The 12,642-nt window shown below is 67.6% G+C and carries 18 protein-coding genes; 10 read left to right on the top strand and 8 right to left on the bottom strand.

Features of this window, described 5'->3' with window-relative positions; all coding sequences use genetic code 11:
• Nucleotides 1-15: 15 nt before the first annotated feature.
• The 8 genes from RT424_RS17860 to RT424_RS17895 all read right to left on the bottom strand — a co-directional run bounded on the left by RT424_RS17860 (nt 16) and on the right by RT424_RS17895 (nt 6,342).
• On the bottom strand, nt 16-762 hold the full coding sequence (locus RT424_RS17860) for a sigma-70 family RNA polymerase sigma factor (RefSeq protein ID WP_313440958.1): 747 nt from the start codon (nt 760-762) through the stop codon (nt 16-18).
• Nucleotides 759-2,852 carry a flagellar biosynthesis protein FlhA gene (locus tag RT424_RS17865; RefSeq protein WP_313440990.1) on the bottom strand — a complete coding sequence of 698 codons (2,094 nt, stop codon included), beginning with the start codon at nt 2,850-2,852 and terminating at the stop codon, nt 759-761. The genes RT424_RS17860 and RT424_RS17865 overlap by 4 nt, the downstream gene beginning before the upstream one ends.
• A 35-nt stretch (nt 2,853-2,887) precedes the next feature.
• The gene (locus RT424_RS17870) at nt 2,888-3,787 is read right to left on the bottom strand and encodes a lytic transglycosylase domain-containing protein (protein ID WP_313440960.1); all 900 of its coding nucleotides are present in this window, start codon (nt 3,785-3,787) and stop codon (nt 2,888-2,890) included.
• A 93-nt stretch (nt 3,788-3,880) separates the two neighbouring features.
• The gene (locus tag RT424_RS17875; RefSeq protein ID WP_313440962.1) at nt 3,881-4,252 is read right to left on the bottom strand and encodes a flagellar protein FlgN; all 372 of its coding nucleotides are present in this window, start codon (nt 4,250-4,252) and stop codon (nt 3,881-3,883) included.
• Nucleotides 4,249-4,551: a flagellar biosynthesis anti-sigma factor FlgM gene (locus RT424_RS17880; RefSeq protein ID WP_313440964.1), complete on the bottom strand. Its 303-nt coding sequence runs from the start codon at nt 4,549-4,551 to the stop codon at nt 4,249-4,251. The genes RT424_RS17875 and RT424_RS17880 overlap by 4 nt, the downstream gene beginning before the upstream one ends.
• Before the next feature lie 113 nt (nt 4,552-4,664).
• Entirely contained in the window at nt 4,665-5,174 is a 510-nt protein-coding gene (locus RT424_RS17885; RefSeq protein ID WP_313440966.1) for a flagella basal body P-ring formation protein FlgA, read from the bottom strand.
• On the bottom strand, nt 5,171-5,653 hold the full coding sequence (locus RT424_RS17890; RefSeq protein WP_313440969.1) for a hypothetical protein: 483 nt from the start codon (nt 5,651-5,653) through the stop codon (nt 5,171-5,173). The genes RT424_RS17885 and RT424_RS17890 overlap by 4 nt, the downstream gene beginning before the upstream one ends.
• A complete protein-coding gene (locus RT424_RS17895; RefSeq protein ID WP_313440970.1) occupies nt 5,650-6,342 on the bottom strand; it encodes a MotA/TolQ/ExbB proton channel family protein in 693 nt (230 codons plus the stop codon). The genes RT424_RS17890 and RT424_RS17895 overlap by 4 nt, the downstream gene beginning before the upstream one ends.
• Nucleotides 6,343-6,555: 213 nt before the next feature.
• Here RT424_RS17895 and flgB point away from each other — a divergent pair, with 213 nt between their 5' ends.
• The 10 genes from flgB to RT424_RS17945 all read left to right on the top strand — a co-directional run.
• The gene (flgB, locus tag RT424_RS17900) at nt 6,556-6,903 is read left to right on the top strand and encodes a flagellar basal body rod protein FlgB (RefSeq protein ID WP_313440971.1); all 348 of its coding nucleotides are present in this window, start codon (nt 6,556-6,558) and stop codon (nt 6,901-6,903) included.
• 2 nt (nt 6,904-6,905) lie between these two features.
• Nucleotides 6,906-7,319: a flagellar basal body rod protein FlgC gene (gene flgC, locus RT424_RS17905; RefSeq protein ID WP_313440972.1), complete on the top strand. Its 414-nt coding sequence runs from the start codon at nt 6,906-6,908 to the stop codon at nt 7,317-7,319.
• On the top strand, nt 7,316-7,624 hold the full coding sequence (locus tag RT424_RS17910; RefSeq protein WP_313440974.1) for a flagellar hook capping FlgD N-terminal domain-containing protein: 309 nt from the start codon (nt 7,316-7,318) through the stop codon (nt 7,622-7,624). The genes flgC and RT424_RS17910 overlap by 4 nt, the downstream gene beginning before the upstream one ends.
• Nucleotides 7,625-7,645: 21 nt before the next feature.
• Entirely contained in the window at nt 7,646-8,458 is an 813-nt protein-coding gene (locus RT424_RS17915) for a flagellar hook basal-body protein (protein WP_313440976.1), read from the top strand.
• 13 nt (nt 8,459-8,471) lie between these two features.
• Nucleotides 8,472-9,230, top strand: a complete 759-nt coding sequence (locus RT424_RS17920) for a flagellar basal body rod protein FlgF (RefSeq protein WP_313440978.1) — start codon at nt 8,472-8,474, stop codon at nt 9,228-9,230.
• Between the two features lie 10 nt (nt 9,231-9,240).
• Nucleotides 9,241-10,029: a flagellar basal-body rod protein FlgG gene (gene flgG / locus RT424_RS17925; RefSeq protein ID WP_313440980.1), complete on the top strand. Its 789-nt coding sequence runs from the start codon at nt 9,241-9,243 to the stop codon at nt 10,027-10,029.
• Between the two features lie 2 nt (nt 10,030-10,031).
• On the top strand, nt 10,032-10,703 hold the full coding sequence (locus RT424_RS17930; protein WP_313440982.1) for a flagellar basal body L-ring protein FlgH: 672 nt from the start codon (nt 10,032-10,034) through the stop codon (nt 10,701-10,703).
• Between the two features lie 56 nt (nt 10,704-10,759).
• Nucleotides 10,760-11,839 (top strand): flagellar basal body P-ring protein FlgI, encoded by a 1,080-nt coding sequence (locus RT424_RS17935; protein WP_313440992.1) that lies wholly within the window; start codon nt 10,760-10,762, stop codon nt 11,837-11,839.
• Nucleotides 11,836-12,135, top strand: coding sequence for a rod-binding protein (locus RT424_RS17940; RefSeq protein ID WP_313440984.1), 300 nt, complete (start codon nt 11,836-11,838; stop codon nt 12,133-12,135). The genes RT424_RS17935 and RT424_RS17940 overlap by 4 nt, the downstream gene beginning before the upstream one ends.
• 5 nt (nt 12,136-12,140) lie before the next feature.
• Nucleotides 12,141-12,642, top strand: a 502-nt coding sequence (locus RT424_RS17945) for a FlgK family flagellar hook-associated protein (RefSeq protein ID WP_313440986.1), incomplete at its 3' end; no start/stop codon positions are given.

Genomic DNA, 12,642 nt, shown 5'->3' on the forward strand with positions numbered 1-12,642 from the left:
GACATGGCGTGGCGGCTAGAGAATATCCGCTACGCCCTCCAGCCCCTCGCGCAGCTTGCCCAGCGCCTGCGCCTTCAACTGGTGGACGCGCGGGATCGACACCTGAAGCACTTGCGCGATCTCGGCAAGGTTCAGTTCCTCGACGAAGTAGAGCTGCACAACCAGCTTGAGCCGCTCCGGCAGGTCCGCCACCGCCCCCACCACTGCCGCGCGAAGTTCCTCATCGGCCAGCAGCGCGTGGCTATCCGGCCGGTCGTCCGCGAAGGCCATGTTCTGATCCGAATAGGCCTCGTCGATCGGCTCGAAGTGCAGCGGCTGGCTGGTGCCGCGCAGGGCCGCGAGTTCGCTCTCCGCTATGCCCAGAGCGCCTGCCAGTTCATGCGGCAGCGGATCCCGCCCCAACAGGCCGCGCAGTTGGGTTTCCTTCGCCGCAAGCTGGCGGCGTCGCTCGCTGGCCCCGCGAGACATCGGCACCGTGCGGCGGATGAGGTCCACCATGGCGCCGCGCACCCGCATCTTGGCATAGGCCGCGAAGCCGTCCTCGGTCGGCCCCTGGTGCTTCTGCGCGCATTCGGTAAGCGCCACGAGCCCGGCCTGGATCAGATCCTCCAGCTCTATACCGGGACGCCCGCTGCCATGGACATGCCAGGCCAGCCGCCGGACCATCGGCAGGAACCGGCGGACCCGATCGCCGACATCGCCCTGATAAGCCCCGGCGATTTTACCGGCATAGGTGTTGAATCCCCTCTGGTCCTGTTTCATGCGGCCATGCTCTCCACGGAATGGGATTGCGGAAGCGCGGGCGGCCTGCCTTCCGGATGGGCGGCACCGACGACGTCGATCACTTCGATGGGTTGGGTCGGCGGCAATTCGGCGATCGAGAGCACCAGGCAGGACGGCGCGCGCAGCCGCAGCAGGGCCGCCAGCGCCCGGCGCGCGCGCGGCTGAACCACGAGCGCCAGCGGTATGGCATCCGGCCCCCGCTCTTCGCAGAGCATCGCGATCCGCTCGCCGATCATGCGGGCAAGATCCGGCTCGACCACCGGCTGCCCGGTGACGGGATCGACCATGCCCTGTACGATCGAAGCTTCCAGACCGGCGTCCAGCGTCACCACCGGCAGGCGTTCGTAAGGCGGGCAGACGCGTCCCACGATCAACGCGCCGAGATCGGCCCGCACCAGTTCGATCAGCCGCTCGTGGTCCAGCGTCTGCTGTACGGCGCGGCCGAGGCTGGCGAGGATCGGCAGCGGGTGCGCTATCGGGATGCCGTCTTCCAGCAAGGCCCGCAGCAGCCGGGTGATCGCGGCCAGCGAAAGCGGCTGCGGATGGATCGTCTCGACCAGCCCCGCCACGTGCTCCCTGATCCCGTCGAGCAGGGCCTTTACCTCGTCCGGACCGAGCAGGTCGTGGGCGCGCTCGGACAGAAGCTGGTTGAGATGGGTGGCGATCACCGTGCCCGCATCCACCGTCAGGAAGCCTTCCGCCGTCGCATGGTCGCGCGCGGCCGGGTCGATCCACAATGCCGGACAGCCGAAGCTGGGATCGCGCGTTTCCTCCCCGCGCAGGCCGTGATGGGCGCGCGCCTCTCCGGCATCGATGGCGAGAATACGGTCGGCGCGGATCGTGGCGCTGCCCAGCGTCACCCCGCCCAGCACGATGCGATAGTCGTGCGGCGGCATGTCCAGCGCGTCGCGAACGCGAAACTGCGGGACGATGAACCCGAACGACTGGCTGAGCTGCTTGCGCACCCCGGTAACGCGGCTCACCAACGGCGCACCCCGCCGCTCGTCCACGAGTTGCACGAGGCCATAGCCCAGTTCGATCGTGACCAGGGTATGGTCCGATACCTCTTCCAGCACGATACGCGAGGGATCGGCGAACGCTGGCGGCTCCACGGCGGGCGTCCGCATGTAATCCTGCAGATTCCGCCGCCTCCGCAGGACATGCCAGAGCCAGAAGGCCAGCGCCGCTGCGGGCAGGAACACCGTCTGCGGCATCGCCGGGATCAGCCCGATCGCGGTCATGACCACGCCAACCGGCAGCCAGGTGCGCGGATCGGCGAATTGTCCGCCTATCTGTCCGGTCAGGTTACGGCTGTCGGAGACGCGGGTGACGATGGTGGCCGCAGCGATCGAGAGTAGCAGCGCGGGCACTTGCGCCACCAATGCATCGCCGATGGCCAGGGTGATGTAGGTCTGCGCTGCCTCGCCGGCGGAAAGGCCATGGCTGATCATGCCTAGGCAGAAACCGGCGACGATATTGACGCCCAGGATCAGCATCGCCGCAATGGCATCGCCCTTCACGAACTTGCTGGAGCCATCCATCGAACCGTAGAAGTCCGCCTCGGTCGCCACCTCGCGGCGGCGGGCCTTGGCTTCGTCCGCCGTCATGAGCCCGGCGGCCAGATCGGCGTCGATCGCCATCTGCTTGCCCGGCAGCGCGTCCAGCGTGAAGCGCGCCGAGACTTCCGAAACGCGCCCGGCGCCCTTGGTCACGACCACCAGGTTGATGATCATCAGGATCAGGAAGACGAAGATGCCCACGGCGAAGTTGCCGCCGATCAGGAACTTGCCGAAGGATTCGATGACGACGCCCGCCGCCGCCTCGCCCTCGTGCCCGTGGACCAGGACGACGCGGGTAGAAGCCACGTTGAGCGCGAGGCGCAGCAAGGTCGCGAAGAGCAGGACCGAGGGGAAGGAGGAAAAGTCCAGCGGCTTCTCCGCGTTCATCGCCGCCATCAGGATGGCCAGCGAAAGCGCGATGTTCAGCACGAACGAAACGTCCAGCACGAAGGCCGGCACCGGCACGATCATCAGCACGATCAGCGTGAGGATGCCCGCCGGCAGCGCCATGGTGCCAAGCTCGCCGAAGCGACTGAGCAACCGGTTCACAGCCCTAACCCCGCGAGCCTGTCATAAGCCGCGCGTACCGAAGCCGGGGCCGCGGCGCCGGAAAGATCGAAGGTTCCGCGCAAGGTTTCGGCCATGGACAGGCGGGCGACGCGCGGCGAGGTTGAGGATGCCGCTGCGCCGAACGCCTGGGCAACCGGACCGCCGGACCGTGCGAATGCCTGCCCGACGGTCGCGAACGAAGGCGGCTGACCGGAGATCGCGATGTCGGGGGCGTGGTCTGGGGCGCCGCTCATGGCATCCGCCATCTTGCCGCGCAGGAGGTCCATGACAGCGCCGAGGCTGCGGGGGCTTGCGCCTTCGTAGAATATCCCGCGATTGGCGGCCGCGGCGGCCGGCAGCACCGAGGCGGCGCTCCGGCCCGGATCGGTCGCCAATGCGGACAGGAACTGCCCCGCTCCGCCAGAACCCAGGAAATGCGCGAGGTAAAGCTCGGCCGCGTCCGGCTCGCGTCCTAGGCGAGAGGTCAGCTCGGCGCGATTGTCGCGCGCAAGCTCGGCGGCCATCAGCGCCGAGGCTTGGGCGTCATAGCGCAAGCCCATGATCCGCGCCCGCATGCCGGGATCGGACAGCCCTCCTCCGGCGATCACCTGCTGGACCCAGCCCATGCCGTGATCGGCGCCATGGCGGCCCAGCGTATCGAGCCAGGTACCGTTGGTGAACTGGAAGAGCCCGGCGGCGCTGGACGTATCGGCCCGGGCCCCGGCATCGAGGCTCGATTCGATCCGCGCCTGGGCCAGGAGAAACTGGAAATCGACGCCCGTTGCCTGGGCCGCTCGCGCGATGGCGGCATGGATGCCCCCGCCGTTTACGGAAGCGGAGCCGCTGCCCTTCGACGGATTGACCGTAGCTGCAATGGTGCCTTGCGCCTCGCTCAATGTGGCGGCTCCCGATCCGGTTGGTTCGAGAGATGTTCAGCAAAGTCCATGCCAGACGGGGGCTGGACGGGGCCGGCATTCGCGTGGTTCGGATCAGACGCGGTTGGCGACGAGCGCGTAGTTGGTCCCGGCCCGATAGAGCTGGGGTGCACCGGTCAGGGTATTGAGCCGGGTTGCGACATTGGCGGCTATGATGTTGCGAACCTGGCGATTAATCTCGTTCAACCGCCGCGCCGCTTCCAGCAGGCCCCGGCATTCCTCATCGAGCTCCATGCCCGGGCCGCCCGCCTCGGCGCCTTTTCCGGCCCCGTCCAGCATGGCGCAGAGCCGGTCCTTGTCGCGGGTGGTGCCGACGATCGCATCCAGGTCCAGCCCGGCAAGCGCTTGCCGCTCTGCCTCAAGGACGGCAAGCATCTGCCGCAGCGTTTCGCCGAGATCGCCCTCGTGGCTGATGGCGCGCGTCATTCGTGGTGACTCCTGAGCAACACGCCCGCCGCGATCATGGCGTCCGCGATCTGGGTGGGGATCACGGGATAAGTGCCGTTCTCCACGGCCTTGCGGATAAGCGCCACGCGGTCCAGATCGATGGGAACGGCACCGGGATCGAGCGCGGTGGAAGCATCCACGGTCGGGCTTTCCGACCATGCTGAAAGACTGGGCGCGGAAGCGCTGGGTGTTGCAGCGCCGGTCGTGCTGCCGGCGCGGGAGAACCGGGCCTGGATGGCTCCGAGGGGACTGGTCGATCCCACTTCGATGGGGGGCATTGTCTGGCTCCGTTGATGCGGCGTTTCCCTGAAGGACGGCGGCACCGCACGGACGTTAAGAGGTCTGGCCCGGAATTTTACGGAAACCCGCCTCGCCCCGCCGGGCAGCAAGGTTAAGGCAGAGGTAGGGAAACGAGACCGGGCCTGACGATCCTCGCGCGCATCTCCTCCGGCCGCCCCCTGCCAAGCGCCAGTGGCCGCACCCTGATCCATGCCCCGACAGGCCCGCTTTCCAGCGCCTCTCCGGCTTGCGATACCGCAAAGCCCTCCCCCTCCACGGCGATCGCCACCGCATCGCCGCGCCGCACCGCCGGGGGGACGGGTGCTTCCGTCGGCGCGACAACCGCCGCGCGCCGCACCGGTACGAACAAGCGCCAGCCCCCCGCGTCGCCGCATTGCACGATCACGCTGTCCCGTGCCGCCGTCCGCCATGAGAGCGCCAGTCCGCCGAGACAGGGCTGGAGCCGAAGGCGACGATCGACGGGCGTGGCGGCGCCTCCTTCCTCGCCCGCTGCCACTCCGGTAAAGAGGGCGACCTGCCGGTCAATCGCATCGAGATCGGCGAAGCCGGCGGGCGCAGCGGCAGAAAGTGTTGCTCCGAGAATCGGGCCCATCGTCTTCATCGAGATCGCGTTCCTTCGGGAAGGTTTCGCGCTTGGGGCAGCAAGCTCCGTGCCAGCCCCTCATCCGGATCGTCGAAGGCGAGGACCACGCGCGCGGGCGCCGGGATGCCCGGCTCCACCACGATCCGCGCCCTGTGACCCGCCCGCCCCGCTTCCGCCGCGAGCAGCCCGGCCTCCGACAGCGCGCGCTCCAGGTCCTGGTCGGCCGGTCCATAAAGCGCCGTGACGGTCACGCGCTGGCGGGGATCTCGGGCCTGCTCGGCCAGCCAGCGGGCCAAGGGCGGGGCATCCGGCGCAGCGATGTAGATCGCCAGCGGCGTTCCCTCGGGCGAGGAAGGAGATGCCGACCGCGCCTGCACTTGTCGTTCCGGCCGCAGGTGGCCCTGCTGCCGATTGATCGCAGCGGCAGCGATCATGAAGAGAATCAACGAAAGATCCGCCAGCGAGGTCTGCCAGCTGGCCGCCGTGCGCGCGCTCATGCGGGGACATCCACCGCATGGCGCGCCCGTTCGGCATGAGGCCGCTCTCCATGAGGCCGCTCGCCATGCGGTAGCGCGTCGGCGACCTGCCGCTCCAGCCAGTCGATCACCGCCTGCCTGTCGCGCTCCTCGTCGGCCGCGCGACGGGCGAGCACGCGGGCCAAGGGGGTGAACAGCAGGTTGCCCAGCAGCAGCCCATAGAGCGTGGTCAGCACCGCCATCGAGATAGCGGCGGCAAAATCCGCGCCCGGCTGGTCGAGCGGCGGCAGCTGGTTCAGCGCCACGAGCGTGCCGGCCAGCCCGAACACCGGCGACAGGTCCGCCGCCTGGATGAAAGTGCGCACCGCGCGCTGGCTGGTCTCGATCCGTCGCCGCTTGTGCGCGGCATGGGCCAGTTGCAGCGCACCGAGCGAACGGCTGCCGATCAGCATCGCCGTCGCCTCGTCGAATTCGGCATCGCCGGTCGGGGCCGGGCGTGAGCGGATCACTCCGTCCTGGCGGATTTCCTGCACCTGCACCGCCATGTCCGACCGCGCCCGCTCAGGGTCGAAGGGGCGGCGCAACAGGGTGCCGAGCGCGACCACGGTCGTGAGGCAATCGCCCGCGCCGCATCGCAGGACCGTGGCAAGCAGAGTGCCGCCCACCACGATCAGGGCGCTGGCGGGGTCGAGAAGATGTTCGGGCTGCATGGCGATGCGCACTCCTTTTCATCCGGAGAACGGCGCATTTCATCAGTTTTCAGCCCCGGAAGCGGCTTGCCGGGAAAGCGGCAAGCGGTTGCCGCAAGGCTCTCTCTGACAATCCACGCAGGATGTCGCAAATACGCGCAAGTCCGAGAGTCCGATCGATTGGCACGCCCTTTGCGAAGCATCGACACGAACACTCGTCGGAGCCGGAACGCCATGTCACACGACCTGTTCGGGATTCACGCCGCCGCGCTGGAACTTCGCTCGCAGCGCATGGGCCTGATCGCCTCGAACATCGCCAACGCCGCTACGCCCGGATACAAGGCGCGCGACATCGATTTCACCGTCGCCCTGCGCTCCACGGAACGCGGAATGCGTCTGGACGATGCCGCCGAAACCGCCGCGCTCTATCGGGTGCCGGTCATGCCCTCGCTCGACGGCAACACGGTGGAACTCCAGAACGAGCAGCTCGCCTTTTCCGAGAACGCGGTGGGCTACTCGACCACCCTCGAATTCATCCGGGGGCGGGTCGATACCGTCACCCGCGCTCTGAAGGGCGAGTGACGATGCCGCCCCCCCGCGAACCGATGACCCTGTTCACGCTCGCCCAGCGCGGCATGTCGGCCCAGCTCGTGCGGATGAACGCGGCGGCGTCCAACCTTGCCAATGCCGGCACCGTCTCCGCCGCCGAGGAGCAGGCCTACAAGCCGATCCGCGCCATCTTCGCCGAAGACATGGACCGGGCCAGCGGCCTTGCCTCGGTCAACGTCCAGGGCGTGATGCGCGAAGGCGCCGCCGCCGTCCGCCAGCACAGCCCCGACCACCCGCTCGCCGATGCCAACGGCGATGTCTGGACCGCTCCCGTCGATGAGAACGCCGAGATGGTCGAGATGCTCGAAGCCTCGCGTCAGTACCAGAACCTGGTCGAGGCCATCGCCACCGCCAAGCAGCTCATGCTCGACACGATGAGGCTCAGATGACCGTTATCGACACCACCGCCGTGTCCGCCGCCAGGACCGCAAAAACGACGGACTCGAAGACATCCCTGGGCGATCTCGACCAGGGCGATTTCCTGAAGCTGATGCTTGCCCAGATGAAGCAGCAGGATCCCTTCAGCCCGATGGACCAGACCGAGATGCTTGCGCAGATGGCGCAGTTCTCGGCCCTCGCCGGTACCACCGAGATGGCGGACACGCTCAAGACCATCGCGTCCAAACTCGACACCCTCGTCAGCGCCCAGAACGCCACCCAGGCGGCGATCGCCGCCCTGGCTGCCCGCGACTAAACGCATTCCCAGGAGTATCCGATGTCCTTCTACACCTCGCTCACCGGGCTCAAGAGCGCCCAGACCGATCTCAACGTCATCTCCAACAACATCGCCAATGCCGAGACGGCGGGCTTCAAGAAGAGCAACACCACTTTCGCCGACATCGTCTCGTCCTCGATCCTCACCGACCCCTCGCTGACCACCGGGATCGGCGCGCGGGTCGCCTCGATCCAGCAGAACTTCGGGCTCGGCGCGATGGAGCAGACCGGGTCGGCGCTCGACGTGGCGATCAACGGCGAGGGCTTCTTCACCGTCGCTTCGCCGCTGTCCGGCGCGATAGAATATACCCGCGCCGGGTCTTTCGCGACGGATGGCGAAGGTTACATCCACAATACCAACGGGTCGCGGCTCCAGGTCTTCCCGGTCGACGCCAACGGTGCGATAACCGGTACGACGCCGCAGTCGGCCCGCATCCCGCAAACCAATGCCGCCGGTGCGGAATATGCCGGGATCACCATCGAGCCCACCGGCGAAGTCGTGGCGACTTACGCCGATGCCTCGAACGTGACGATCGGCGTCGTTGCGCTCGCTTCCTTCGTCGCGCCCAACGGGTTGAAGCAGCTCGGTAATGCTTCGTGGTCGGCCACCGGCCGCTCTGGCGTAGCGTCCTATGGCCAGCCCGATTCCGGCCTCTACGGCAGCCTGCTTTCGGGCAATATCGAGCGCTCCAACGTCGATCTTTCGGAAGAACTGGTCAGCCTGATCACGGCGCAGCGCTATTTCCAGGCCAATGCCAAGGCGGTCGATACCGAGACGCAGATCTCGCAGACGATCATCAACCTGCGGACCTGATGAGCCAGCAACCATGGATCGCCTGATCTACACCGCCGTATCCGGCATGAACGCCTCGCTCAACCGCGAGCGCGTGACCGCCAGCAACATGGCGAACGCCCAGACCATCGGCTTCCGCGCCGAGATTCTCCAGGCCACGCCGAACACGCTGGAAGGGCCGCAGATCGAAGTGCGCGCGCTTTCCGGCACCGAGGTGATCGGCGCCTCGATGAAGTCCGGCTCGGTCAACCGCACCGGCCAGCCGCTCGATGTCGCCATGCAGGGCGACGCGATGCTGGCGGTGCAGGCAGATGACGGGGGCGAAGCCTATACCCGGCGCGGCGACCTGTCGGTTGCGGTCACCGGCGTGCTCCAGAATGGAGAGGGCCTGCCGGTGCTAGGCGAAAGTGGCCCGATCACGCTGCCGCCGGGTTCGATCGTCACGATCGCACAGGACGGCGGCATCCTCGTCACCGATCCGGCCACGCCCGGCCAGCCGCCGCAGCGGGTGGACCGCCTCAAGCTGGTGGACCCGACGGGCTCGCGGATTGCCAAGGATCTGACCGGCGTCTTCCGTGTCGTCGTCACCGATGGTGGCCCGCCCGGCGTCCTGCCGAAGGATGAAAACGCCAGCGTCATCCCCGGCTCGCTGGAAGGCTCGAACGTCTCGCCGTCGCAAGTGCTCACCGAGATGATCTCGGCCCAGCGCCTGTTCGAAATGCGAACCAAGCTCGTCGAGACCGCGCGCGAACTCGACGAGGGCAGCGTGCGCCTGATGCGCATCGATAGCTGAGGACCCGAACATGCCCACTTCCGCTCTACAGGTCGCCCGCACCGGATTGGAGGCGCAGGACACGCGGATGCGCGTGATCGCCAACAATCTGGCCAACGTCAGCACCACCGCCTTCAAGAAGGACCGCGCCAACTTCGCGACCCTGGCCTATCAGGATTCGCGCGTGGCGGGCGCCCAGTCGTCCAGCGAGACGACTTATGCCACCGGGCTCAATCTGGGCACCGGGGTCGCGGTGCAGTCCACCAGCCGCATGGAAACGCAGGGCTCGCTCCAGACCACCGGCAATACCTTCGACCTCGCGCTGGACGGCCAGGGCTACTTCCAGATCGCCCTGCCCGGCGGCGAGCTGGCCTATACCCGCGCCGGGAATTTCACCCGCTCCCCGCAGGGTGAGCTGGTGACCTCGCAGGGCTACCTCCTGCAACCCGCGATCACCGTGCCGGAAGGTGCGACCGCGATCACGGTGGCCGAGAACGGCACCGTCTCGGCGCAAGTGGACGGGCAGACCGACCCGACCGAACTGGGCCAGATCACGATCGCCAACTTCACCAATCCGGCGGCGCTTCAGGCCGCTTCCGACAACTTCCTGCGCGAAACCGCCGGGAGCGGGCCCGTGCAACTCGGCATCGCCGGGGAAGAAGGGCGCGGGATGGTCCGGCAGGGAATGCTCGAAGGCTCGAACGTCAACATCGTCGAGGAGCTGGTGGACATGATCGAGACCCAACGCGCCTACGAGATCAATTCGAAGATGATCTCCTCGGTGGACGAGATGCTGCGCAACGCGAACCAGACGCTGTGACGATGGTGGCGCGCGCACTCCTGCTGGCAGGGACGGCGCTGGCGGTTCTCGCCGCGCCGCCGGTCATGGCCAGGAAGCCGCCCAAGCCTTCCGGCTTCGAGCCCACCCTGCCCGCCCCCCCTCCTCCAACGCAGCCCGCAACCGGTGGGATCTTCAGCGTTTCGGCAGGTTACGCGCCTCTCCATGGCGGCACCCGCGCCGCCCGCGTGGGCGATCCGCTGACGATCCTGCTGGTGGAATCGACCACGGCCGCCAAGACCGCCGGCTCCCGAAGCCAGAAGGGTGGCGGCGCCGCGATCGTGCCGCCGACATCCGGCCCGCTGTCGTTTCTCAAGCCCGATGCCCTTAACGCCAGCTCCTCCTCGACGTTCAATGGTCAGGGCAGCGCGACGCAGACGAGTTCGCTGAGTTCGGTGCTGTCCGTCACCATCGCCGAAGTGCGCCCCAATGGAACGGCGCTCGTCAGAGGAGAGAAGAAGATGCTGGTCAGCCAGGGAGACGAATGGGTGCGGTTTTCCGGCATCGTCCGCCTCGCCGATATCGACGAGGACAATACCCTCGCCTCGACCCGCGTCGCCGACGCCCGGATCGAATATGCCGGCAAGGGTGCGATCATGCGCAGCGGTCGTCAGGGCTGGCTCGGCCAGTTCTTCAACCGGATCTCGCCGTTCTGATGACGCAGCAGAAACTCTCCCGGCGCCAGCGCTGGCTGCCCACGCTGCTCGCGGCGATGCTGGCCTCGCTGATCGTGTTCCTCGCCCCGCTGGACGCCCACGCGGAGCGTCTGCGCGATCTCGGACAGTTCCAGGGCGTGCGCTCAAACCAGCTCACCGGCTACGGCGTGGTCGTCGGCCTGCCGGGCACCGGGGACGACAATCTCGAATATACCACGCAGGCGATGAAGGGCGTTTCGGGCCGCATGGGCCTGACCTTGCCGCCGGGCATTTCCCCCGGCCTCAAGAACGCCGCCGCCGTCATGGTCACGGCCGACCTCCCCGCCTTCGCCAAGCCGGGCCAGCGCATCGACGTGACCGTCTCGACCATCGGCAAGGCCAAGAGCCTGCGCGGCGGAGCGCTGATCCTCACCCCGCTCTATGGTGCGGACGGCCAGATCTATGCCATGGCGCAAGGCAATCTCGCGGTCGGCGGCCTGGGCGTTTCGGCGCGGGACGGCTCCAACGTGACGATCAACATTCCCACCGTGGGCCGCATTGCCGAAGGCGGCAGCGTCGAGCGCGCGGTGGCCACCGGCTTCGAGGGCGGAGACGCGCTGCGCTGGAACCTGTTCAACTCCGACTTCCTCACCGCCGCCCGCGTGCGCGATGCCATCAACATGCGCCTGCCCGGCACGGCTTCGGTGGAGGACGGCGTTACCGTCGCCCTGCGCCTCCCCGCCGATCCTGACAGCCGCGCCTCGATGATGGCGGCGATCGAGATGATCGACGTCGATCCTGCGGAAACGCCTGCGCGCGTGATCGTCAACAGCCGCACCGGCACCGTCGTCATCAATTCGGCCGTGCGCCTCTCGCCCGCCGCGATCAGCCACGGCAAGCTGACCGTGCGCATCCAGGAGAACCCCATGGTCGTTCAGCCCGCGCCGTTCAGCCGGGGCCGGACCGAAGTGGAAGAGCATTCCGCGATCGATACCGAGGAGGAAAAGCGCTCGGTCGCCCTGTTCCGGGGCGGCGCCTCGCTCGCCCGCGTGGTCGATGCGCTCAACCTGCTGGGAATCACCCCTTCCGATCTCGTGGCGATCCTGGAAGCGCTGAAGCAGGCCGGCGCGCTCAAAGCGGAAATGGTGGTGATATGAGCACGATACCCTCGACGCTTCCGGGCATGACCATCGCGCCGGGCGCCACCGACCGCGAGAAGCTGGCCGCCACCGCGAAGCAGTTCGAAGCCCTGTTCGTGCGCCAGATGCTGGCCGAGGCCCGCAAGGCGCATTTCGGCGGCGAGCCGATCTTCGGCGGCCAGGCGCTCGATACCTTCAACCGGATGCAGGACGAGCACTTCGCCGACGTGACCGCCGACAGCGGCATATTGGGCCTGGCCAAGATCATCGAGGAACAGATGGCCCGATTCCTGCCCGCGAAGAAGGAGGCGTAACCGTTATGGCCGCCGATCTCATCACCATCGCCCGCTCCGGCACCCGCGCCGCCAAGGCCGCGCTGGACGTGACCGCGCAGAACATCGCCAATGCTTCGTCCGAAGGCTATGTCCGCCGCAGCGTCTCGCTCTCGGAAGTGGCGGTCAATTCGGTTGCCTCCCAGCCCAATGCGATCAACCTCGCGGGCGTTCGCATCACCGGGATCGTGCGCAATGCGGACATGTTCCGCCAGTCCGAAGTGCGCCGCACCGGCTCCGACGCCGCCCGCGCCGGGGCCGAAGTGCAGGGTCTGGAGAACATCGAAAGCGCGGTCGAGCAGACCGGCGTCTACGATGCCATCGTCGATTTCGAGACCGCGCTGAAGCAGTTGCTGTCCGACCCGACCGACGGTTCGCTGCGTGCCTCGGCCTTGGAGCAGGGCCGCACTCTCGCGCAGACGTTCAATACGGCCGCCTCCAGCCTTGCGGCCGTGGGCGACGGCCTGCGCTTCGAAGCGCAGGACGGGG

The organism is Novosphingobium sp. (genome assembly GCF_032093395.1).
Taxonomy (GTDB): domain Bacteria; phylum Pseudomonadota; class Alphaproteobacteria; order Sphingomonadales; family Sphingomonadaceae; genus Novosphingobium.